The sequence below is a fragment of the Paramicrobacterium agarici genome, assembly GCF_002563955.1.
Lineage (GTDB): Bacteria > Actinomycetota > Actinomycetes > Actinomycetales > Microbacteriaceae > Paramicrobacterium > Paramicrobacterium agarici.
In genome coordinates, this window is record NZ_PDJE01000001.1 from 2,399,136 (window position 1) to 2,419,284 (window position 20,149).

Consider the following 20,149-nt stretch of genomic DNA (forward strand, 5'->3'; position numbering starts at 1 on the left):
ATGAGTACGACGATCGACGGCAGCTCCGTCCCTCCCGGTGAGAGCGCCGATCTCGACGAAACCGCACAGATCACTCGCGATCTCATTCGCATCGACACGACAAATTTCGGCAACGGCAAGGCGAAAGGCGAGACCGAAGCCGCGGAATACGTGGAGGCGTACCTCGCCGACCTCGGTCTGACGTCGAGGCTTTTCGTCTCTGAACCGCGACGCACGAGCCTCGTCACGCGCGTCGAGGGCAGGGACCCGAGCAAGCCGGCTCTCGTCGTCCACGGTCACCTCGATGTGGTTCCCGCCGATCCGCGCACCTGGAGCGTCGATCCCTTCGAGGGCGTCATCAGAGACGGGATGCTGTGGGGACGCGGAGCCGTCGATATGAAGGACATGGACGCCATGATCCTCACGAGCCTCAAAGACATCTTGGCGGTCGGACAACCGGAGAGGGACCTCATCGTCGCATTCTTCGCCGACGAAGAGAACGGCGGTGTGCTCGGCTCGCACCATCTCGTCGACAATCACCCCGAGCTGTTCGAGGGCGCGACCGAAGCAATCAGCGAGGTGGGAGGATATTCGATCGACGTCAGTGGTCGGCGGGCGTACCTGCTGCAGACGGGGGAGAAGTGCCTGGTCTGGCTCACGCTGCGCGCACGCGGAACGGCATCGCACGGCTCGCGCGTCATGTACGACAACGCCATCACCAAACTCGCTCACGCCGTTGCCGCCGTCGGCACGCAGGAGTGGCCTGTCCGGCTGACCGACACGACCGAGCAGCTTCTTCGCGAAATCGCACGCATTCTGGACACTGACGTCACGCAGACCGCGCCCAACGATCTGCTCCTCGCCACGGGAACGGCGGCCGGGTTCTTGCAGGCCTCGTTGCGCACAACGACGAACCCGACAATGCTCGACGCGGGCTATAAGAGCAATGTGATCCCCGACACCGCCGAGGCGCGTCTCGACATCAGAGCCATGCCGGGCGAAGAGTCCGAGGTCATCGCGCAGATCCAGGACCTCGTGGGCCCGGACATCGAGGTGGAGGTCAATCATCGCGATGTCGGCCTCGAGAATCCGTTCTCCGGATCGCTCATCGACGCGGTGAAAGACTCCCTGCACCGCTTCGACCCTGGCGCTCCCGTACTGCCGTACCTCATGCCAGCGGGTACCGACAACAAGGCGCTGTCCAAGCTCGGCATTGCCGGCTACGGTTTTGCACCGCTTCGTCTGCCGGCAGAAATGGACTTCCCAGGAATGTTCCACGGAGTCGATGAGAGAGTTCCGCTTGACGCATTAGTCTTTGGCAGGCAGGTTCTCACGGATCTGCTCGGCAGATACTGACGACAGAACCTCACTCCAGGCGGATATTCACAACGTGGACCTCATCAACGCGATCATACTTGGCATCGTCCAGGGACTCACCGAGTTTCTTCCCATTTCGTCGAGCGCTCACCTCCGCATCGTCGGCGAGTTCCTCGGCACAGGAGAGGATCCAGGCGCACAGTTCACGGCGATCACGCAGATCGGCACCGAGGCCGCCGTCATCATCTTCTTCTGGCGCGACATCGTGCGCATCGTCACGGCATGGTTCCGCGCGCTCGGCGGCAAGATCCCGCGAAACGACCCTGACGCGCGCATGGGCTGGCTCATCATCATCGGCAGCGTGCCGATCGTTGTGCTCGGCCTGCTCTTCCAAGACGCGATCGAGACCGTACTGCGCTCTCTCTGGTTCACCGCGACGACACTCATCGTCTTCGGCATCCTTCTCGGCATCGCCGACTGGGTCGGGGCCAAACGTCGTAAGCTTGGCGACCTCACGTACGGGCACGGCGTGATCTACGGTTTCGCGCAGGCCATGGCGCTCATCCCCGGCGTCTCACGCTCGGGCGGCACCATCACGGCGGGTCTTTTTCTGGGGTACTCGCGAGAGGCCGCAGCGCGCTACGCTTTCCTTCTCGCGATCCCGGCCGTTCTCGGAAGCGGCTTCTATCAGATGGCGAAGGGCATCGCGTCGCCGTGCGAACCGGGAATGACCGGCTGCACACCCGACATCTTCGGGCCCTTGGAAACGCTCGTGGCCACGGTTGTCGCGTTCGTCGTCGCCATCGTCGTCATCGCCTTCTTCATGAAATGGATCTCGAAACACAGCTTCCTGCCGTTCGTGATCTACCGGATTCTGTTAGGCGGTGCGCTCATGGTCATGCTCGTCACGGGTGTCATGACGCCCTGATCGGCGCAGTAGGCTGGGGTCATGCAGTCGTGGCCGCGCCCTGAGATCCCAGTCGTCCCCGGCGAATCAACGCCACCCTGCCTCTACGACACGGCGACAGCGTCGCTCGTCGAAGCCAAGACCGGTGGCTCCGCGCGGCTTTATGTCTGCGGCATCACGCCATACGACGCGACGCACATCGGACACGCCGCGACCTATGTCGCATACGACACGCTCCAGCGCGTCTGGCGCGATGCCGGGCTCACCGTGCACTATGCCCAGAACGTCACGGACATCGACGATCCTCTTCTCGACCGCGCTCGTGAGACGAATGTCTCGTGGCGCGATCTTGCCGACGAGCAGGTTGATCTGTTCCGCGCCGACATGGAGAGCCTCGGAGTCATCCCGCCCGACGACTTCGTGGCGGTCACCGAGGTCATCGCACCGATCGGCGAGGCGGTCGAGCGGATGCTGAAGGATGGAACAGCGTACCGGGTGCCGACGCCGGAGTCAGACGCGGGCGACGACGTGTACTTCGACATCGCCGCCACCGAGTCACGCGGCGTGTGGACGCTCGGCAGCGAGAGTGGGTACGACCGCGAAACGATGCTCGCGCTCTCGGCCGAGCGCGGGGGAGACCCCGACAGACCGGGCAAGAGGGACCCCATCGACCCGCTGCTCTGGCGCGCGGCACGCGCCGGAGAGCCGCATTGGCCGTCACCGCTCGGCGACGGAAGACCCGGCTGGCACATCGAATGCTCCGTCATCGCTCTGCGCGAGCTTGGCACTGATTTCACGGTGCAGGGGGGCGGCAGCGACCTCATCTTTCCTCACCACGAACTGAGCGCTGCCCACGCGGCAGCGCTCTCGGGCGAACCTCTCGCACGCGTCTTCAGCCACACCGGCATGGTCGCGTATCAGGGCGAGAAGATGTCGAAGTCGCTCGGCAATCTGGTTCTCGTCTCTGCCCTCCGCTCACAGGGCATTGACCCGCGGTACATCCGATTGGCGATTCTCGACCACCACTACCGCAGCGACTGGGAGTGGACGGACGGCTTGCTCTCCGAAGCCGAGCAGCGCGTCGCGGCGTGGAGCCGAGCATTCTCGTCCAGCGCGCCGTCCGGAGCCGACGCAACCTCTGTGCTTCGCGACGTTCGCGTGGCACTTCGACGCGACCTCGACACGCCAGCCGCGCTTGCAGTGCTCGACGACGCAGCCCGGACCGGCGTCGACGACGCTGCGGCACTCAGAGCCGCGGTGCTCGCGCTCGTGGGCGTCGCTCTCGCCTGAGGCCGCGTCAGTCCTTCTCCGGGTCGTTCTCGTCGTCGGTGTCCGGGGAGGCCTGCTCACCAGCATCCGACGGTGAATCGCCCTGACTCTTCTCAGGTTTGTCAGTCCTGTCGCTATCAGACTGCCGGGCCCCGGGGCGCGCATCGTCGCCGGCAACTGTCCCTGGCCCCTTCTTGGAATCATCGCTGCCGGCCACGGGGCCGCGGCGCCCGTCAGACGTGCGCAGATAGCGCTCGAACTCACGCGCGATCGCCTCGCCGCTGGCCTCGGGGGCCTCGACGGTGTCACGCGCAGCCTCGAGCTGCTTGATGTACGCGGCCATCTCCTCGTCGTCGGAGGCGAGTGAGTTGATCGTCTGCTCCCACTCTTCCGCCTGCTCCATCAGATCGCCGCGCGGAATCACCACGTCGACGAGCTCTTCAAGCTTGTCGATGAGCGCGAGCATCGCCTTCGGCGAGGGAGAGTGCTGAACGTAGTGGGGGACTGAGGCCCAGATCGACAGTGTGGGAATGTCGAGAATCTCTGCGGCGTCCGAGAGAGCGCTGAGAACACCGACGGGTCCCTCGTAGCTGCTGCGCTCAACGTCGAGAGCCTGGCGCACCTCTGCACTCTCGCTGCTCGTGAAGACGCTGATCGGGCGCGTGTGGGGAACGTCCGCGAGCATGGAGCCCAGGCAGATGATCGCCGAGATGTCGTGCGTGAGAGCCGCGTCGAGAAGCTCAGCGCAAAACGCCTTCCAGCTTCGCGATGGCTCCGTCCCCACGAGCAGGTAGATGTTGTCATTATTCGATGCGCTGATGCGCATTTCGGCGTCGTCAGCCAGCCCGCTCAGCGGCTCGGCGGGGTTCGTCGGTCCGTAGAGGGTGGCGCTCGGCCACGTGAGACGTTTGCGTCCCTCGGCATCCGCTGAGATGACGGGACGGTTGAATTGAAAGTCGAAGTACAGCTCGGGGTCGACATCGAACAGAGGCTCGAGCTCGAGTTGGTCTTTCAGCATCCGAACCGCACCCGTCGCGGCATCACCCGCGTCGTTCCAGCCCTCGAATGCCACGACAAGCAGCCGCCCGCCCAAGATGTCCCGTCCGTCAGTCACACGCATCCATGTCTTTCGCCGTTGCCGCCTTCCATCCGGCGGTCATCCCAGAATAGGCGCTCACGCGAGCCGGTAGCATGGTGACACGTGACTGCCATTGCTCCGGCGGCCGTTCTGTGGGACATGGACGGAACCGTCGTCGATACCGAACCGTACTGGATCCAGGCCGAGACAGACCTTGTCGAATCGTATGGTCGCACCTGGACCTACGAAGATTCCATGACGCTCGTCGGTGCGGGATTGTGGGAGTCAGCGCAGATTCTGCGTGATCACGGCGTCGACATGGTGCCAGACGACATCGTCGCTCACCTCACCGGAGCGGTGCGCGAACGCCTCACGAAAGACGGCGTCCCTTTTCGACCGGGGGCACAGCGGATGCTGTCAGAGCTCAGCAGCCGCGGGGTGAGAATGGCCCTCGTCACCATGTCTGTTCGCGCGATGGCCGAACAGGTCGTGAGTCATCTGCCGACGAACCCGTTCGAGCTCATGGTCACGGGCGATGAGGTAACACAGCCCAAACCGCATCCTGAGGCGTACCTGACGGCGGCCGAGCGCCTCGGCGTGCCGATCGCCGAATGCATCGCCGTTGAAGACTCGCGCAACGGGCTTGCTTCTGCTGTCGCCTCCGGTGCGCGCTCGCTCGCCATCCCGCACGCGGTGTCGATTGAAGCCGGCGTGGGGTACACCACGTGGCCGACTCTCGATTCTCGAACCGTCGACGATCTCTTCTCGATCCCCTTTCCGACATCGGATTCTCTCGTATGACCTCTGAAAAGCCTTTGAACAGCGGCCCGTTCCGCGTCGGCGATCGCGTGCAGCTGACCGGCCCAAAGGGCAGACGCAACACCATCACGCTCGAGGCAGGACGCCAATTCCACACGCATAAGGGAATGATCGACCATGACGACATCGTCGGTCGCCCTGACGGTTCCGTGATCACGAACTCGGCGGGCATCGATTACCTCGCGCTGAGGCCCCTGCTCGTCGACTTCGCCATGTCTATGCCACGCGGCGCCGCCATCATCTACCCCAAGGACGCGGCACAGATCCTCGCGCAAGCAGACATCTTTCCGGGTGCGAACGTCGTCGAGGCAGGTGTCGGGTCGGGGGCGCTGTCGCTGTGGCTGCTGCGCGCGATCGGGCCCGAGGGAACGCTCACCTCCTTCGAGCGGCGTGACGAGTTCGCAGACGTCGCCCGAGGCAACGTCGCGACGTTCCTCGGCATCGACCCCGAAAACTGGACCATCACGGTGGGCGACCTCGCTGAGAAGCTCGCAGATGCCGCGCCGCACGCGAGCGTCGACCGTGTCGTTCTCGACATGCTCGCGCCGTGGGAGTGCCTCGATGTCGTCTCGGACGCCCTCGTGCCCGGGGGAGTGCTGCTCTGCTACGTGGCTACCGTCACCCAGCTGTCGCGCGTGGCCGAGGCTATTCGCGAAAGCGGCAATTACACGAATCCCGAGTCGTCGGAGACCATGGTGCGCGGCTGGCACGTCGAGGGTCTCGCGGTGCGCCCCGAGCATCGCATGATCGGGCACACCGGGTTTCTGATCAGCGCGCGCAGGCTCGCGCCTGGTGCTGTCCTGCCCGAGCTCAAGCGCCGCGCGTCGAAGAGCGATTTCAGCGCAGACGACGTCGAGATCTGGACGCCGGGAGCCGTGGGCGAACGCTCGGTGAGCGATAAAGTTCTTCGCAAGCGCGCGCGCATCGCCGAGGCGGGCGCCGCGGCGTCGAAAGCGCGTGGGCTCGGCGATTCTGACTCCGACGTGGCCGACGACCCCGACGGCGCGCACTAAACTTTGACAAGAACCACGTCCGTGACATCGAAACGAGGTACCGTGCGCTACGCACCTGCTGTGCTCCTGACCGCCGCACTCGTGACCGCGACATTGAGCGGATGCGCAAGTGCTCCCGCTGAGGGTGCCGCATGCGTTGAGCCCGGCGACGCATCGAACCAGGTCTCGGTGTCGGGAAAGTTCGGTTCTGAACCGAGCGTTGACATGCCGACGCCGTTGTACACACTGGCGCCCCAGGTGAGCACGGCGATCGAAGGCGATGGCACTCGCCTCAAGGGCACCGAAGTCGTGGAACTCTCGTGGACGCTGTACAACGGGCGCACGGGTGAGCAGATCTTCGCGACCGACTACGACGATCCACAGGCAGCGAGCCCGACCGGAATGCTCCCCGGCATGGCAGACGCGCTCGCATGCCACACCGTCGGATCACGTCTCGTGGCGACGATCACGCCGGACAAAGGTTTCGGCAAGGCGGGCAATCCGATGTACGGCGTGAAGCCGAATGACACTCTCGTGATGGTCATCGATATCGAGGAGGCCTACCTCGGCAAGGCGAACGGCATCAGCATGCCCGTCGTTCAGCCAGGGTTCCCCTCTGTCGCCGTCGCCCCAGACGGCACGCCGGGGCTGACCATTCCGAACTCCGATGCACCGACGAAGTCGAAGTCGGCCCTCTTGCAGCTCGGCTCCGGCGACAAGGTCGAGAAGTCCGACACCGTGCTTGCACAGATTCAGCAAGCGTCGTGGAACAGCCAGTCGATCACCTCGTCGACGTGGTCTGACGGCTCGCCCAAGACGATTCCGATGCAGGAGGCTCCCACGGAGCTGACGGCAGCCCTTGACGGCACTCCCGTTGGCTCGCAAGTCATCGTTCTCGTTCCGACAGATGATGGCGACGCCACGATTTTCGTCATCGACGTTCTCGGCATCCTCTGACCGCGTGTGTCGGATGCTGCGACGGCGCGGCGACACTAGGATGAACTCGTGTCCGACTCCACTCGAGCTGCAGCGCGCGTTCCGGTCGAAGAACGCCTGTTCAGTCTTGTCCTCGCACTTGTCGCGACGGAGTCGGGGCTGACGAAGGACGCGATCCTCTCCACGGTGCAGGGGTACCGCCAGCGGTTCTCAGCCGGAGGCGACAACGCGAGCCTCGAGCGGCAGTTCGAGCGCGACAAAGATGACATTCGCGATCTCGGTATTCCGCTTGAAACCGTGACCCCGCCCGAAGAAGACGGCAATTCACAGAACACGCGGTACCGCATCCCGAAAGGCGAGTACGACCTGCCCGGGGACATCACGTTCACGGCAGAGGAGATCACGCTGCTCGGACTCGCCGCAACGGTGTGGCGCGAGGGGACGCTTTCGGGTGAATCCCAGCGCGCCCTCATGAAGCTGCGATCGCTCGGCGTCACCGAGATCGATCCCGTGATCGGCGTCGCTCCACGACTCCGCACGAGAGAAGCGGCGTTCGAGCCGCTGCGCACCGCGCTCGAGCGGCATGTCGTCGTGTCGTTCCCGTACGTCAAGCCGGGCGACGCGTCCGCGCGCGTCAGAACCGTTGCGCCGCTGGCTCTTGTTCAGCACAGCGGTCGCTGGCACCTGTACGCGACCGACATGGACATTGACGAGCGACGCACGTTTCTGCTGTCGCGCATGGTGCAGACGCCGCGGTCGTCTGGTCGTACCTTCGACGTCCCCGACGATGCAGAGAGCTTCGCCGAAACGGCGCTGCGAGATCTCGACCGCATCTGGCAGCGCAATGTAGCGACCGTCCGCGCGGAACCGCACACGCACGCCTGGTTTCGTCTGTCACGACTCCACGACGCCGAAGCGATCGACGACGACGTGTTTCGCCTGCACTTCACCGATATCAACATCCTCGCCGACGAGATCGCCTCCTTCGGACCGGAAGCCGAGGCTATCGCGCCGCCGAGCCTGCGCGCAGCGATCGTGCAGCGGCTCACACGCACATGGTCGGCACATTCCGGGGCGGAGGAGAAGCAGTGACCCCACGTACACCGGGCGCGCGCGACAAGCTCGCGTTTCTCCTGTCGCTGGTTCCGTATCTGCTCGATCGCCGACAGTCGACGGTCGCTGAGGCCGCGGCTCATTTCGACGTCGCCGAAGAGCAGGTGCGTCAATCGGTGCGCCTCATCGCCGTCTCGGGCGTCCCAGGCGAAAGCTCGCAGTACCAGCACAATGATCTTTTCGATATCGATTGGGATGCTTTCGAGGAACGCGATGAGATCATCATCACCCACCTCGTCGCAATCGATGATTCGCCCCGCTTCTCGTCCCGCGAAGCGGCAGCGCTCATTGCTGGCCTGCAGTACCTCTCCGCATTGCCGGAACAGGCCGATCGCGACGTTGTCGGAGGTCTCATGGCCAAACTCACGCGCGGCGCCTCCGAAGCACCGATTCAAGTGGCGGTCGAGCGGGGATCCACAGACGGCACACTTGCAGACATCCGCGAAGCCGTTGCGTCCGAGAGGCAAATCGAGTTCACGTACATCAACGCGCGCGATGAGCGCGAGCGTCGACGCGTCGATCCGCTGCGCATCGATTCACTTGACCAGAACTGGTATGTACGTGCGTGGTGCCATCTTCGCGGTGGAGTCCGGACGTTCCGGCTCGACCGCATGTCCGATGTTCGGGTGATCGATGCTGAGATCACTCACCGCGCCGCAGACGTGACTCTGCCCGACACGCTCTTTCAGACATCTGACGACGACGTCTCCGTCATCGTCGACATCGCAAAAGATGCGGTGCCGCTCATCGACGAATACATCGCGTCGACGAAGCCGGGGAAAGACCCCGCACGCGTCACAGCGACGCTGCGTCTCGCGCATATCGCGAGTCTCGGGCGCCTCATCGTCGGTCTTCCCGGCCAGGCACGAGTGCTCGACCCTCCCGAGGCCCGCGATCGTATCGCGCACTGGGCGTCACGCGCCCTGTCACGGTACGAGAACGATCGACCGCAGCCGAGGGACGCCGCGCACTCGTAAGCGGTAGAATTGCCCGACCTCCACTGATTGGTGTTACATGCTTGGCAACTTGAACGGATGGCACCTCGTCATCATCCTCTTCCTCGTCCTCCTGCTCTTCGGTGCCCCGAAGCTTCCCGGGCTCGCCCGCAGCGTCGGTCAGTCGATGAAGATCTTCAAGAGCGAGATCAAGAACAACGACGACGAATCGCAGAGCGGCGAGACGCGCCCGAGCACAGACGATGCGCAGAAGAAGACGACGACATCGTCTGAGACTGCGTCCACGCCCGAGAAGCCAACCGACGATCCGACCCCCAAATCCTGACGACAGCTGTGTCCGAACGGCCCGCCCTCCCCAGCAAGAAGAAGTCGCAGAAGAACACCGAAGGTCGCATGACGTTGGCCGAGCACCTGCTCGAGCTGCGTAAGAGGCTCTTCATCGCGGCGATTGCGATCGTCCTCGGGATGATCGCCGGTTTTGTCGTTTCCAATTTCGTCATCAGCCTGATGTCGGAGCCGATCCGTGAGATCGCCGAATCCAAACAGGCGAGCCTCAACTTCGACACGGTGACGAGTGGATTCGATCTGCACATGAAGGTCGCGCTGACGCTCGGTTTCGTCGTGTCGGCTCCGGTCTGGTTGTATCAGATCTGGGCGTTCCTCGTTCCCGGCCTGAAACGCACCGAGGTCAAATACATCCTCGGGTTCATCCTCACCGCGATCCCGCTGTTCTTCGCCGGGTGCTTCGCCGGGTGGATCGTCATGCCCCACATCGTTGAGCTCATGGCCGGTTTCACCCCCGATGATGCGTCGAACCTGTACCAGGCGGGGTACTACTACGACTTCATTCTGAAGCTCGTTCTGGCCGTCGGCATCGCCTTCGTTCTGCCCGTCTTTCTCGTGCTGCTGAACTTCGTGGGCGTCCTCTCGGCCCGCGCCATCATCAAGGGGTGGCGCATCGCCCTCCTCGTGATCATGCTGTTCTGCGCCATTGCGACGCCCGCGGCCGACGTAATCTCCATGTTCCTGCTCGCGATCCCCATGATCATCCTGTACTTCGCCGCATACCTCGTGTCGTACGTGAACGACAGGCGGCGTGCGAAGAAGGCCGCAAAGCTGGAGTCCGAGTACCTGTCGTGACATCCCGGACCACTGAGCGCTCTGCTGCCTACTCCGCATTCACTGCGGGGCTCGACTTCTCGCTCGACGAGTTTCAACAACGCGCGTGCGACGCCATCGACGCGGACCACAGCGTTCTCGTCGCGGCACCGACCGGCGCAGGAAAGACCATCGTCGCGGAGTATGCCATTCACGTCGCCATGCGCGAGGCCAATGCGAAAGTCTTCTACACCGCCCCCATGAAGGCGCTGAGCAATCAGAAGTTCACGGAGCTGACCGAGCGGTACGGAGCGGATTCCGTCGGTCTGCTGACGGGAGACACCAATATCAATCCGCGTGCGCGCATCGTGGTGATGACTACAGAAGTGCTGCGCAACATGCTCTATGCAGACTCCGATCTGCTTCCCAACCTCGCGTTCGTGGTGCTCGACGAAGTGCACTATCTGGCGGATCGGTTTCGAGGTGCCGTCTGGGAAGAGGTGATCATTCATCTTCCCGAACGGGTACGACTCGTCGCGTTGAGCGCGACAGTGTCGAACGCCGAGGAATTCGGCGACTGGATACAGACCGTGCGCGGCGACACGGAGGTAATCGTCTCTGAGGAGCGCCCGGTTCCGCTTGATCAGCACGTCATGATTCACGGTGACCTTGTACCCCTTTTCGCCGATGGGGGAACGGGCGACAGCGTGAATCCTGAGCTTGTGCGGCTCGCAAAGTACGGGGGCAGAGCGCCCGTGAGCAAGCGAGACAGGAACAGCAGGCAGCGCGGTCGAGGAAGTCAGCGGGTACGGCGAGAAGAGGTGGTTCGCCTCCTCGACGACCACCAGCTGCTGCCGGCGATCTACTTCATCTTCAGCCGCGCCGGGTGCGACGGCGCCGTCGAGCAGGTGCTGAGATCAGGCCTTCGCCTGACAGACGCGGACGAGCGGCGAGAGATTCGCGAGTTTGCGGAGGAGCGCTGTCGCAGCATCCCCGACCGGGATCGGTCCATTCTCGGCTACTGGTCATGGCTCGATGCTCTGCAGCGTGGCGTCGCTGCTCACCATGCCGGAATGCTGCCCGTTTTCAAGGAAGTGGTCGAGGAGCTGTTCCGACGTCGGCTGCTTCGCGTGGTCTTCGCCACCGAGACCCTTTCGCTCGGCATCAACATGCCCGCGCGAACGGTCGTTCTCGAGAAGCTCGAGAAGTTCAACGGCGAATCGCGTGTGCGGATCACACCGGGGGAGTACACCCAGCTGACCGGCCGTGCCGGGCGACGAGGAATCGACGTCGAGGGCCACTCGGTGATCTGCTGGCACGACGGTCTCGAGCCCGGTGCCGTTGGGTCGCTCGCGTCGAAGCGCAGCTATCCGCTGACCTCGAGCTTCCGGCCGACGTACAACATGGCAGTGAATCTCATTGCGCAATTCGGCCAAGAGCGCACGCGTGAAATCCTCGAATCGTCGTTCGCCCAGTTCCAGGCCGATCGCGCCGTGCTCTCGCTCGCACGGACCGTGCGAGAGCAGGAACAGTCGCTTGACGGCTATGCCGAGTCGATGTCGTGCGACCGCGGAGACTTCGCAGCGTACGCTGCACTGCGGCGCGAACTGACCGATCTTGAGCGCAAGAGCGCTCAGGTGCACTCGATGTCCCGCGCAAAGCGCGACAAGCGCCAGAAGCGCATTGCCGAGCTGCAGAAGCGCATGCGACAGCATCCGTGCCACCGCTGCCCAGACCGGGAATCACACGCCAGATGGGCAGAGCGCTGGTGGCGCCTGCGTCGCGAGACCGACCAGCTGAAGCGCCGCATCGCGTCGCGCACGAGCGCCGTGGCCGCGGTATTCGACCGAGTCACCGATGTGCTCGTCGAACTCGACTATGTTCGTGGCGACGCCGAGGGGGAGCCCGTTCTCACGGATGACGGGCGGATGCTGTCACGCGTGTACGGCGAGCGGGATCTGCTCGTCGCAGAATGTCTGCGCCACGGGCTCTGGGATCGCCTCGACGGCGCTTCACTGGCGGCGATGGTGAGCTGCCTGCTCTTCGAGCCGAAACGGGATTCCGCCGAGTACGCCGACCACTATCTTCCGCGCGGACCCTTCCGTGACGCACTCGGTGAGACCACCCGGGTCTGGATGGTCCTGGACGACCTCGAAGAGCGTCACCGCCTCAACCGCTCTGAGCCGCCATCCACAGCGCTCGCGCCGGCCGTGCACATGTGGGCACGCGGAGAAGAGCTCGACCGGGTCCTCGTCGAGGCTGACATGGCCGCTGGAGACTTCGTGCGCTGGTGCCGGCAGATCATCGACTTGCTCGATCAGATCAGCGGCATTGCATCGCCGGCAATGGCGGAAACGGCTCGAACGGCAATCGACTCCGTGCGCCGCGGCATTGTGGCGTATGCCTCCGTCTGATTCACAGCATCGACCTCGTAGGCTGAGGGGCGTGTCCAGATCTCGACGTCGAACACCAGCATCGCCCCGACCGCTGATCCCCCTTCTTCCGGCGATCATCATTGCCGCTGCGGCCGGTCCCGTCCTTGACGCGGCTTTCCCCGACAAGAATGTCTGGCCGCTGGCGTTCGTGGGCGTCGCGATGATTCTGGTGACTCTCGTGGGGCGCCGCGCGGGCACGAGTCTTCTCGTGGGTTTCGTCGCAGGGCTGTCTTTCTATCTCACGCATGTTGCCTGGGCGACGCTGTATCTCGGCCCCATACCCTGGATTGCACTCTCGACCCTCGAAGCATTGTTCTTCGCCGTGGGTGCACTGCTCATCACCTTGGCGTACCGCTGGGTGCCGCGCGTCTGGACGTCGGCCGTCGCGCGCTTCGCCCTCCTTCCGGCCGTCGTCGCCGCGCTATGGACCGGTCGTGAGGCTGTCGCGAGCGTGTGGCCGTACGGAGGGTTCGCCTGGGGAAGAGTGTCGCTCAGCCAATCCATGAGCCCGTTCGCCGACCTCGTCTCCTGGCTGGGCCTGTCGGGGCTCAGCTTCGTGATCGTGCTCATCACCGCCGTCACGGTTCAGCTCATCGTGACTCCCGGGGCGCTTCGTCTCTCGGCAGGTTTCGTGCCGGTCGCGCTCATCGCCTCTGTGCTCGCCGTACCGATCTGGCCGACCCAACAGACCGGAACATCGACGATCGCGGCCGTGCAGGGCAACGGAAAAGCCGGCTACTTCGATGAACGCGAACCCGGAGACATCCTGATCTCTCAGCTCGAGGCGACGCAAGACGTGATCGGACACAACATCGATCTGCTCGTGTGGCCCGAGAACGGAACAGATCTCGACCCGACGCGCGACAGCGCCGCTGCCGTCGCGCTCAACTTGCTGAGCGAATCTCTGGGCCGCGTGCCGATTCTCACCGGCACCATCACCCACCGCGATGGCAATTATTACAACACGTCGCTCCTGCTCCAGGATGGCCGCGTCGCCGACTATTACGACAAGGTTCATCCGGTCCCGTTCGGCGAGTACGTGCCTGATCGAGAATTCTGGGAGCCGTTAGCGCCCGACCTCATCGGATTGATTCAGCGCGAATACGTTCCAGGCACACGCGATTCCGTCATGAACATCAACGGCATGATCGCCGGGGTCTCGATCTGCTTCGACATCGTCGATGACGCGCTTGTGCGCGACACGATCGACCGCGGCGCGCAAGTCATCATCGCTCAGACGAACAACGCCGACTTCGGACAGACCGACGAGAACCAGCAGCAGTTGGCGATCGCACGCATGCGCGCGCTCGAGACGGGGCGCGCGCTCGTCAACATCTCGACGGTGGGGGAGAGCCAGATGATCGCCCCCGATGGATCGACGATCCAGGAGATTCCGTCACACGAGCCCGGTTACCTGCTGCAGACGCTTCCGCTGATGCGCGGCACAACGCCGGCGGTGACTCTCGGTGCTCAGATCGAGCTGTTCATCGCGCTGTTCGGCCTGAGCGCACTTGTGGCCGCCGGCACGGGTGCCAGGCGGCCACGTCAAGCTCGCTAAAGGTCGAGCGCTCAGGCGCTCTTCTGCTCGCCTCGTCGAGCGCGAAGGTACTCGAGGCGCTCTTGCAGAAGCACTTCAAGCTCGTCACGGCTTCGCCGCTCAAGAAGCATGTCCCAGTGAGACCGCGGGGTCTTCGCATCTGAATGATCGACCGCGACGGTCTCCGTGCCGACCAGAAGCAGCGCTTCACCGCCGCAGGCCTTGCACTCCCACGTGTCCGGAGCTTCAGCATCCGCTGCAAAAGTGAGGGTCGTCTCTTTCTTGCACTCGGTGCACTGATAGGTGCGCTGAACTCGTTCTGAAAATACGACGCCCTCTTCGCTCTGCAAGCTCTGGGCGCCGAGGCGCATTCCGCGCAAACTGCGATCTGCCATTGTGTGGTCTCCTTCTCGCCGCTCTCATCATGTATAAACCAACAAGCTGGGCAAATGCTTCCAGGCCGGGCCGAATCAACGTGGAACAGACACGGATGCCGGCTAGCGGCGGGTCATGCGAATGGCGACATCGCAGCGATCGGTGACGATGCCTTCGACGCCCCAGTCATGCAGCCGAGCCATGTCGGCCGGGTCGTTGATCGTCCAGACATGCACTTCGATTCCCGCCCGATGCATGAGGCGCACGATCCGAGGGGACACGAGACGGAGCGGCCCTCGCTTCTCGGGAATCTGAACAGCCGGAATTCCCCTGAGCGCGGCGGCGACGCGAGACGGGACGCCGAGGAGCATCCAGGGGAGAGCGGCGATGATCTTGGCGGAGGAAGCGCTTGTTGCGACGCCCGGCAGCAGATCGAGCGCAGCGCGCCGCGTCCGTTCGTCGAAGGATGTCACGAGAACGCGGTCCATCGCGGCTGCGTCGATGATGGCGCGGGCCGCTGGCCCGGCAGCATCCAGAACCTTCACATCAATATTGAACCGAACCTCGGGGAAGGCACCCAGCGCGTCAGCGAGAGTCGGAATGGTCTCGCCCTGTCCGAGGTCGAGACCCCGAAGGGTTTCGTAGCTGACTTCGGCGATGCGCCAGCTCGTTCCCGCGACCTCGACCACGGGGTCATGATGAATCACGCACACGCCGTCGTGCGTGACATGCACGTCGGTCTCGATGTAGTCCGCGCCCGCCGCGACAGCCGCGCTGAACGCCGCGAGTGTGTTCTCTGGGACTCCTGCGGCGAGGCCACGGTGGGCGAAAATCCGTATGTCTCGCTGCGGCGCAAGGAAGCCGATAGTCATGAAGCGCTCCGCGACGACGACGGACTCGACGCGCGACACGCGCGATGTGTGACCCGCTTCATCCTCTGCGCCCCTTGTCGACCGCGCTCAACAACGCGTCCTGCTGTCGAATCTACCAGTGCCAAGCCGCGTCACTTGGTAGTCTCGGGTGGTACTCGCGGGCCACCCGCTTCCCATCGTCAAGGAGTCACTCTCGTGTCCAACCCTCTTCAGCCCGGTTCACTCGACGGCAAGCGCGTACTCGTGACGGGCTCGAGTCGCGGTGTCGGCGCCGACACGATCCGTTACTTCGCAGAAGCCGGCGCTCACGTTGCCATCAACTTTCGCAACAAAGAAGCACGCGCCGTGAAGCTCGCCGACAGCATTCGCGAGAGTGGGGGTACGGCGATCACGGTTGGTGCCGATCTCACCGACGCCGACTCGGTGTCTGCGATGTTCGCCGCAGTGAAAGCTGAGTTCGGTGGCCTCGACATTCTTGTTCTTAACGCATCGGGCGGCATGGAATCCGGCATGGGCGAGGACTACGCAATGTCACTGAATCGTGACGCGCAGGTCGGTGCCCTGGCTGCCGCCGAGCCGCTGCTCAGCGAAGGCTCGCGCGTGGTCTTCGTGACCAGCCACCAGGCGCACTTCATCAGAACGACTCCGACCATGCCCGAGTACGAGCCCGTGGCGAAGTCGAAGCGCGCGGGCGAAGATGCTCTTCGCGAGCGCATTCCCGCGCTGGCCGAGAAGGGAATCGGCTTTGTCGTCGTCTCTGGCGACATGATCGAGGGAACCATTACCGCTACGCTTCTCAACCGGATGAATCCCGGAGCGATCGAAGAACGAAAGAAGGCCGCGGGCAAGCTCTACAACGTCGCCGAATTCGCCGCCGAGGTGGCTTCGGCTGCCGTCGACCCCGTACCCGACGACAATACGCGCCTCGTCGGCGACGTCTCGGACTTCGCTCCGGAGGCCTAGTCCGAGTACGCGCCGGCCGTCACCGGCTTGTCACGCCCGCGAGCGAACACGATTCCCTCGAGCGTCTGGGCGATGCCACCGACCACAAGCATCGTCGCTGCGAAGATGAGCATCACGCCCGCGGCGAAGTTCGGCGAGAGTATGACGAACACGCCTCCCACAATGCTCAGAACGCCGTACACGATCGCAAGCCATTTGAGAGAGCTCGTCGGCAGCGACGCGAGTGAAGCGGCGCCCTCGACGATCCAGACAAAGCCGACCATGGTCGCCAAAAGAGCGACGCCGAACCCGGGGTTGATGAGCACAACGATGCCGGCGATGACGAGAAAGATTCCAAGAATGACGGCGAGGATCTTGCCCCCGGTCGTCTCGTCGAACGCCGCAAGGCCCAGACCCGCGCGCGCGATGCCCGCAACGATAAAGAACACGCCGAATGCCCACGCGACAAGAAGCAGAGTGACACCGGGCCACGCCCAAATGACGATCCCCAGAACCACGGCCGCCAGTCCGCCGACGATCAAGGCTGCTCGCACGCCCTTGACCTGCCCGGGGGAGAGAGCCACATGATCGATAAGCCACGTCGTACCGCGACCGTTCACGATTCCTCCTCAAACCTGCCCTGACTTCCAGCTTTGCGCAGATTCCCAGAATATGCACGCCTCTGTGATGAAAAGAGGCGTAACGCATGGTCTCAGGGCAGTGAGATCGTCTTGCCAGAGGCAGGGCGAGAACCGATATCTCACGCGTTATGTCAAGTAACCGGGTTATCATGCACAAGGAGACACGGTCCGAGGAGGGGTGCGTGGATTCGCGCCACGCGAGACACAGCGCCACGAGCACATGAGAACGCGTGACATTGCAAGCTCGCGTCGCCGCGCAACATGCGAGCCAGGTGTCCGGGAGTTCACGGGCACCAGACGTCGCGTCGTGAGGAATCCATCTCGCACGATCTGTGGCCGTCGCAGACGTCGGTGCAAGCACACAGAAACTCGCACCCGCAACGAGGATGCTGGCGCACCTAGCGCGTTACCAAGCTCGGAACGGCGGTGCGTTCAGATTTCACGCTCGCAACGGGCGCGCTCGCACTCTCCGACTCCGTACCGATAATGTACATTATGTCAACTCAGGGGCACTGCGCATGGTTTCACCTGTGCATCAATCGGTCCCCGAGCAACCCCAGCGATGCTGCCCTATCGCACGATGGTCAACGTTCATCCACGCTTTGCAGGTGGGCAGCGTTTCCGCGGAGTGCCTCTTCGTATCTCAGAACTTCATCCGTACGGTATCTGTCCGCGATCAATTCGAGCACGGCTCCGAGCGCTGCGCTCGGCTTTCCCGCCGCGTGCACGGATAGTGCTCGAAAGATCGCGAGCGATTCAGACTCGGGAAAAGCCCGCAGAGCCTCGTCGAAGATCGCAATACTTTCGTCGACGCGCCCGAGATTGCGGAGAGTGCTGCCGTACTGGAGGTAGCACTGCCGGAGCCACCGACCATCGAGCCCGGCGTTCATCGCCCTTCGGTAAAACTCGGCCGCGACCTCCTCCTGGCCATCCGTGTCGTACGCGCCGCCAACCTCGTACAGTACCGCGGGGTCATCGGGATGCTGCGAGAGCAGCTCGACTACAGCTGCGATCGTGGGAGCCATGTGGCTTCGATCGCGCGCTTCGAAAATGGCGTCAAGCTCCGCCCGCAGCGCCGGATCTGTGTCCATCTCTCCCCCTCTTCTGCAGGTTGCATCAACATATCAATTGCCAGGCTTGACAGTCCGGGCAGCATTCTCGCAAACCTCGAAGAGCGTCAGTCACGAATGGCGAGCATCAGCCGCAACCCGATGCTCGCCGTCACGATAAGCACGACAACGGCGCCGAACCATGCCACGTCATAGCCGCTTGGCAAGTGAACCACCACCGCGAGCCGCTCGGGTGTTGCTTCGGTTGCGCTCGCGACAGCAGTGGCCAACGCCGCGACGAGAGTGAGCGTCGTCGGCACCCCAGCGGCCACGACCTTCTCACGACTGCTCCACCGCGGCGACGTCATCAGCATCGCTAGCCCGACGAGCCAGCCGAGAACGGGAACGACGATGCCCGCAAAGCCGTAGACGATCGCCGAGAGTCGAGCGAAGTCCCGTGTGTCGCGCCAGCGCACGCCCGGCGTTGCTCCCCGTGACCGGAGTGCATGGTGAACACCGACGTTACTGACCATTAACTCAAGCTAGCCCGTTCTGAACCGCCGGTCAACGGTAGGCAGCCTGCCCGTGAACGGCGCGCGACAGCATCCCGCGATAAAATGATCGGATGCCACAACCGCACCGTGAGCGCACGCGCGCCGCCTACGATCGCGTCGCCGCAGACTACGCAGAGCTTCTCGCCACGGAATTGGTTGCTCGACCCCTGCACCGCCACCTACTCGACGATTTCGCCTCTCGCGTCGTCGGCCCCGCTCTGGACGCAGGCTGCGGGCCCGGGCGCGTCGCCGCGTACCTCGATTCGCGGGGCGTCGATGTCTCAGGCGTCGACCTCTCCCCCGGCATGATCGACGAAGCGCGCCGCCGGCATCCCCACATCTCCTTCCGTGTCGGCACACTCGACCAGCTGGGCGTCGCCGACGCGTCGCTCGGCGGCATCGTCGCCTGGTACTCCATCATCCACACGCCCGAGCACGAGCTCCCGGCCATCGCGGGCGAGTTCCGACGCGCGCTCTCCCCCGACGGAATACTTCTGCTCGGCTTCCAAGCCGGCTCCTCGCAAACCGTGTCGATTACGAGTGCCTACGGACACGACGACCTCGACTACGAGGCAGTTCGCCATTCCCCGGATGCTGTCGTTGCTGCCCTTGAAGCAGCAGGGTTCGCCGTCGAACTCCACGCGGTGAATGCCGCTACTCCCCCGGAGCGCGATCCGCAGGCGTACATCACCGCGCGAGTGTCACGCGAGCGCGCCACAGCCTATCGTGACGACCGATTGACCACCGAACGCCTGCTGCTGCGCTGCCCAACGCTCCACGATGTTGACGCGATCACGGCCGCGTGCCAGGACCCCGAGCTTCAGCGACGGGTCCCCGTGCCCGTGCCGTACCGTCGCGAGCATGCCGTCGCCTACGTAACGACATACTGCGAAGACGGGTGGCTCACCGGCGAACGGTGCACGTGGGCGCTCGATGCGGGCGGCTCGTTCGCCGGCGTCGTGGGCCTGGATCGCATCGCGGACGGGTCGGCGAACCTGGGCTTCTGGATGGCGCCCGGTCACCGAGGACGCGGATACCTGACGGAGGCAATTGCCGCGGTGATCGATTACGCGTTCGCGTACCTTCAGCTGGAACGCGTTGAGTGGCGCGCGTTTGCGGGCAACGTCGGCTCGGCGCGAGCGGCACAACGTGCAGGCTTCCACTTCGAAGGCGTGCGACGATCGGCGTCTGTCGGTCGCGAGGGGCGAGAAGACGACTGGGTCGGCAGCATCCTCGCGGCGGATGACCGCAGCCCACAGCCGTGGTCAGTTCTCAACTGA

General features: G+C 63.9%; 20 protein-coding genes. 14 read left to right on the forward strand and 6 right to left on the reverse strand.

Annotation, left to right across the window (positions count from 1 at the left end; genetic code table 11):
- From ATJ78_RS11735 to mshC, 3 genes are read left to right on the forward strand one after another with little or no spacing between them, the layout of a single operon-like run.
- Nucleotides 1-1,335, forward strand: a complete 1,335-nt coding sequence (locus tag ATJ78_RS11735) for a M20/M25/M40 family metallo-hydrolase (protein WP_098408031.1) — start codon at nt 1-3, stop codon at nt 1,333-1,335.
- 34 nt (nt 1,336-1,369) lie between these two features.
- On the forward strand, nt 1,370-2,224 hold the full coding sequence (locus ATJ78_RS11740) for an undecaprenyl-diphosphate phosphatase (protein ID WP_098408037.1): 855 nt from the start codon (nt 1,370-1,372) through the stop codon (nt 2,222-2,224).
- Nucleotides 2,225-2,245: 21 nt separating this feature from the next.
- A complete protein-coding gene (gene mshC / locus ATJ78_RS11745) occupies nt 2,246-3,493 on the forward strand; it encodes a cysteine--1-D-myo-inosityl 2-amino-2-deoxy-alpha-D-glucopyranoside ligase (protein ID WP_098408045.1) in 1,248 nt (415 codons plus the stop codon).
- A 7-nt stretch (nt 3,494-3,500) separates the two neighbouring features.
- Here mshC and ATJ78_RS11750 read toward each other — a convergent pair whose 3' ends face one another.
- Nucleotides 3,501-4,586, reverse strand: a complete 1,086-nt coding sequence (locus tag ATJ78_RS11750) for a PAC2 family protein (RefSeq protein WP_098409349.1) — start codon at nt 4,584-4,586, stop codon at nt 3,501-3,503.
- An 87-nt stretch (nt 4,587-4,673) separates the two neighbouring features.
- Between ATJ78_RS11750 and ATJ78_RS11755 the strand changes: the two genes are divergently transcribed.
- From ATJ78_RS11755 to lnt, 9 genes are all read left to right on the forward strand, one after another.
- Nucleotides 4,674-5,351: an HAD family hydrolase gene (locus tag ATJ78_RS11755; RefSeq protein ID WP_245836299.1), complete on the forward strand. Its 678-nt coding sequence runs from the start codon at nt 4,674-4,676 to the stop codon at nt 5,349-5,351.
- Complete coding sequence (locus ATJ78_RS11760; RefSeq protein ID WP_098408052.1) at nt 5,348-6,382, forward strand: tRNA (adenine-N1)-methyltransferase; 1,035 nt, start codon at nt 5,348-5,350, stop codon at nt 6,380-6,382. Before ATJ78_RS11755 ends, ATJ78_RS11760 begins: the two co-directional genes overlap by 4 nt.
- A gap of 42 nt (nt 6,383-6,424) precedes the next feature.
- Nucleotides 6,425-7,318, forward strand: a complete 894-nt coding sequence (locus ATJ78_RS11765) for an FKBP-type peptidyl-prolyl cis-trans isomerase (protein WP_098408056.1) — start codon at nt 6,425-6,427, stop codon at nt 7,316-7,318.
- Between the two features lie 48 nt (nt 7,319-7,366).
- On the forward strand, nt 7,367-8,389 hold the full coding sequence (locus tag ATJ78_RS11770; protein WP_098408058.1) for a helix-turn-helix transcriptional regulator: 1,023 nt from the start codon (nt 7,367-7,369) through the stop codon (nt 8,387-8,389).
- Nucleotides 8,386-9,387 carry a helix-turn-helix transcriptional regulator gene (locus ATJ78_RS11775; RefSeq protein ID WP_245836300.1) on the forward strand — a complete coding sequence of 334 codons (1,002 nt, stop codon included), beginning with the start codon at nt 8,386-8,388 and terminating at the stop codon, nt 9,385-9,387. The genes ATJ78_RS11770 and ATJ78_RS11775 overlap by 4 nt, the downstream gene beginning before the upstream one ends.
- 37 nt (nt 9,388-9,424) lie before the next feature.
- Entirely contained in the window at nt 9,425-9,691 is a 267-nt protein-coding gene (gene tatA / locus ATJ78_RS11780; RefSeq protein ID WP_098408065.1) for a Sec-independent protein translocase subunit TatA, read from the forward strand.
- A gap of 68 nt (nt 9,692-9,759) precedes the next feature.
- On the forward strand, nt 9,760-10,506 hold the full coding sequence (gene tatC, locus ATJ78_RS11785; protein WP_098409351.1) for a twin-arginine translocase subunit TatC: 747 nt from the start codon (nt 9,760-9,762) through the stop codon (nt 10,504-10,506).
- Nucleotides 10,503-12,878, forward strand: coding sequence for a DEAD/DEAH box helicase (locus tag ATJ78_RS11790; protein ID WP_098408068.1), 2,376 nt, complete (start codon nt 10,503-10,505; stop codon nt 12,876-12,878). The genes tatC and ATJ78_RS11790 overlap by 4 nt, the downstream gene beginning before the upstream one ends.
- Nucleotides 12,879-12,909: 31 nt before the next feature.
- Complete coding sequence (lnt, locus tag ATJ78_RS11795; protein ID WP_245836301.1) at nt 12,910-14,457, forward strand: apolipoprotein N-acyltransferase; 1,548 nt, start codon at nt 12,910-12,912, stop codon at nt 14,455-14,457.
- 11 nt (nt 14,458-14,468) lie between these two features.
- On the opposite strand, the gene ATJ78_RS11800 is transcribed toward lnt, so the two are convergent.
- Together ATJ78_RS11800 and ATJ78_RS11805 are read right to left on the reverse strand one after the other, a co-directional pair.
- Nucleotides 14,469-14,831, reverse strand: a complete 363-nt coding sequence (locus ATJ78_RS11800) for an RNA polymerase-binding protein RbpA (protein ID WP_098408076.1) — start codon at nt 14,829-14,831, stop codon at nt 14,469-14,471.
- A gap of 102 nt (nt 14,832-14,933) precedes the next feature.
- Nucleotides 14,934-15,722: a glycerophosphodiester phosphodiesterase family protein gene (locus ATJ78_RS11805; protein ID WP_245836302.1), complete on the reverse strand. Its 789-nt coding sequence runs from the start codon at nt 15,720-15,722 to the stop codon at nt 14,934-14,936.
- A gap of 156 nt (nt 15,723-15,878) precedes the next feature.
- Between ATJ78_RS11805 and ATJ78_RS11810 the strand changes: the two genes are divergently transcribed.
- Complete coding sequence (locus ATJ78_RS11810) at nt 15,879-16,646, forward strand: SDR family oxidoreductase (protein WP_098408079.1); 768 nt, start codon at nt 15,879-15,881, stop codon at nt 16,644-16,646.
- Here the strand turns inward: ATJ78_RS11810 and ATJ78_RS11815 are convergent.
- The 3 genes from ATJ78_RS11815 to ATJ78_RS11825 form a co-directional block, all read right to left on the reverse strand.
- Complete coding sequence (locus ATJ78_RS11815; protein ID WP_169923449.1) at nt 16,643-17,245, reverse strand: HdeD family acid-resistance protein; 603 nt, start codon at nt 17,243-17,245, stop codon at nt 16,643-16,645. The genes ATJ78_RS11810 and ATJ78_RS11815 overlap by 4 nt on opposite strands.
- A gap of 605 nt (nt 17,246-17,850) precedes the next feature.
- Nucleotides 17,851-18,357 carry a tetratricopeptide repeat protein gene (locus ATJ78_RS11820; protein ID WP_098408082.1) on the reverse strand — a complete coding sequence of 169 codons (507 nt, stop codon included), beginning with the start codon at nt 18,355-18,357 and terminating at the stop codon, nt 17,851-17,853.
- An 86-nt stretch (nt 18,358-18,443) separates the two neighbouring features.
- Complete coding sequence (locus ATJ78_RS11825; protein ID WP_098408085.1) at nt 18,444-18,848, reverse strand: hypothetical protein; 405 nt, start codon at nt 18,846-18,848, stop codon at nt 18,444-18,446.
- Nucleotides 18,849-18,940: 92 nt separating this feature from the next.
- Between ATJ78_RS11825 and ATJ78_RS16110 the strand changes: the two genes are divergently transcribed.
- A complete protein-coding gene (locus tag ATJ78_RS16110; protein WP_245836303.1) occupies nt 18,941-20,149 on the forward strand; it encodes a GNAT family N-acetyltransferase in 1,209 nt (402 codons plus the stop codon).

What these genes read in the sequence shown, in the direction of transcription:
- ATJ78_RS11760 (WP_098408052.1), top strand. Translation starts at nt 5,348, where the DNA reads ATGACCTCTGAAAAGCCTTTGAACAGCGGCCCGTTCCGCGTCGGCGAT.
- ATJ78_RS11735 (WP_098408031.1), top strand. Translation starts at nt 1, where the DNA reads ATGAGTACGACGATCGACGGCAGCTCCGTCCCTCCCGGTGAGAGCGCC.
- tatC (WP_098409351.1), top strand. Translation starts at nt 9,760, where the DNA reads ATGACGTTGGCCGAGCACCTGCTCGAGCTGCGTAAGAGGCTCTTCATC.
- mshC (WP_098408045.1), top strand. Translation starts at nt 2,246, where the DNA reads ATGCAGTCGTGGCCGCGCCCTGAGATCCCAGTCGTCCCCGGCGAATCA.
- ATJ78_RS11825 (WP_098408085.1), bottom strand. Translation starts at nt 18,848, where the DNA reads ATGGTCAGTAACGTCGGTGTTCACCATGCACTCCGGTCACGGGGAGCA.
- ATJ78_RS11800 (WP_098408076.1), bottom strand. Translation starts at nt 14,831, where the DNA reads ATGGCAGATCGCAGTTTGCGCGGAATGCGCCTCGGCGCCCAGAGCTTG.
- ATJ78_RS16110 (WP_245836303.1), top strand. Translation starts at nt 18,941, where the DNA reads ATGCCACAACCGCACCGTGAGCGCACGCGCGCCGCCTACGATCGCGTC.
- ATJ78_RS11820 (WP_098408082.1), bottom strand. Translation starts at nt 18,357, where the DNA reads ATGGACACAGATCCGGCGCTGCGGGCGGAGCTTGACGCCATTTTCGAA.
- tatA (WP_098408065.1), top strand. Translation starts at nt 9,425, where the DNA reads ATGCTTGGCAACTTGAACGGATGGCACCTCGTCATCATCCTCTTCCTC.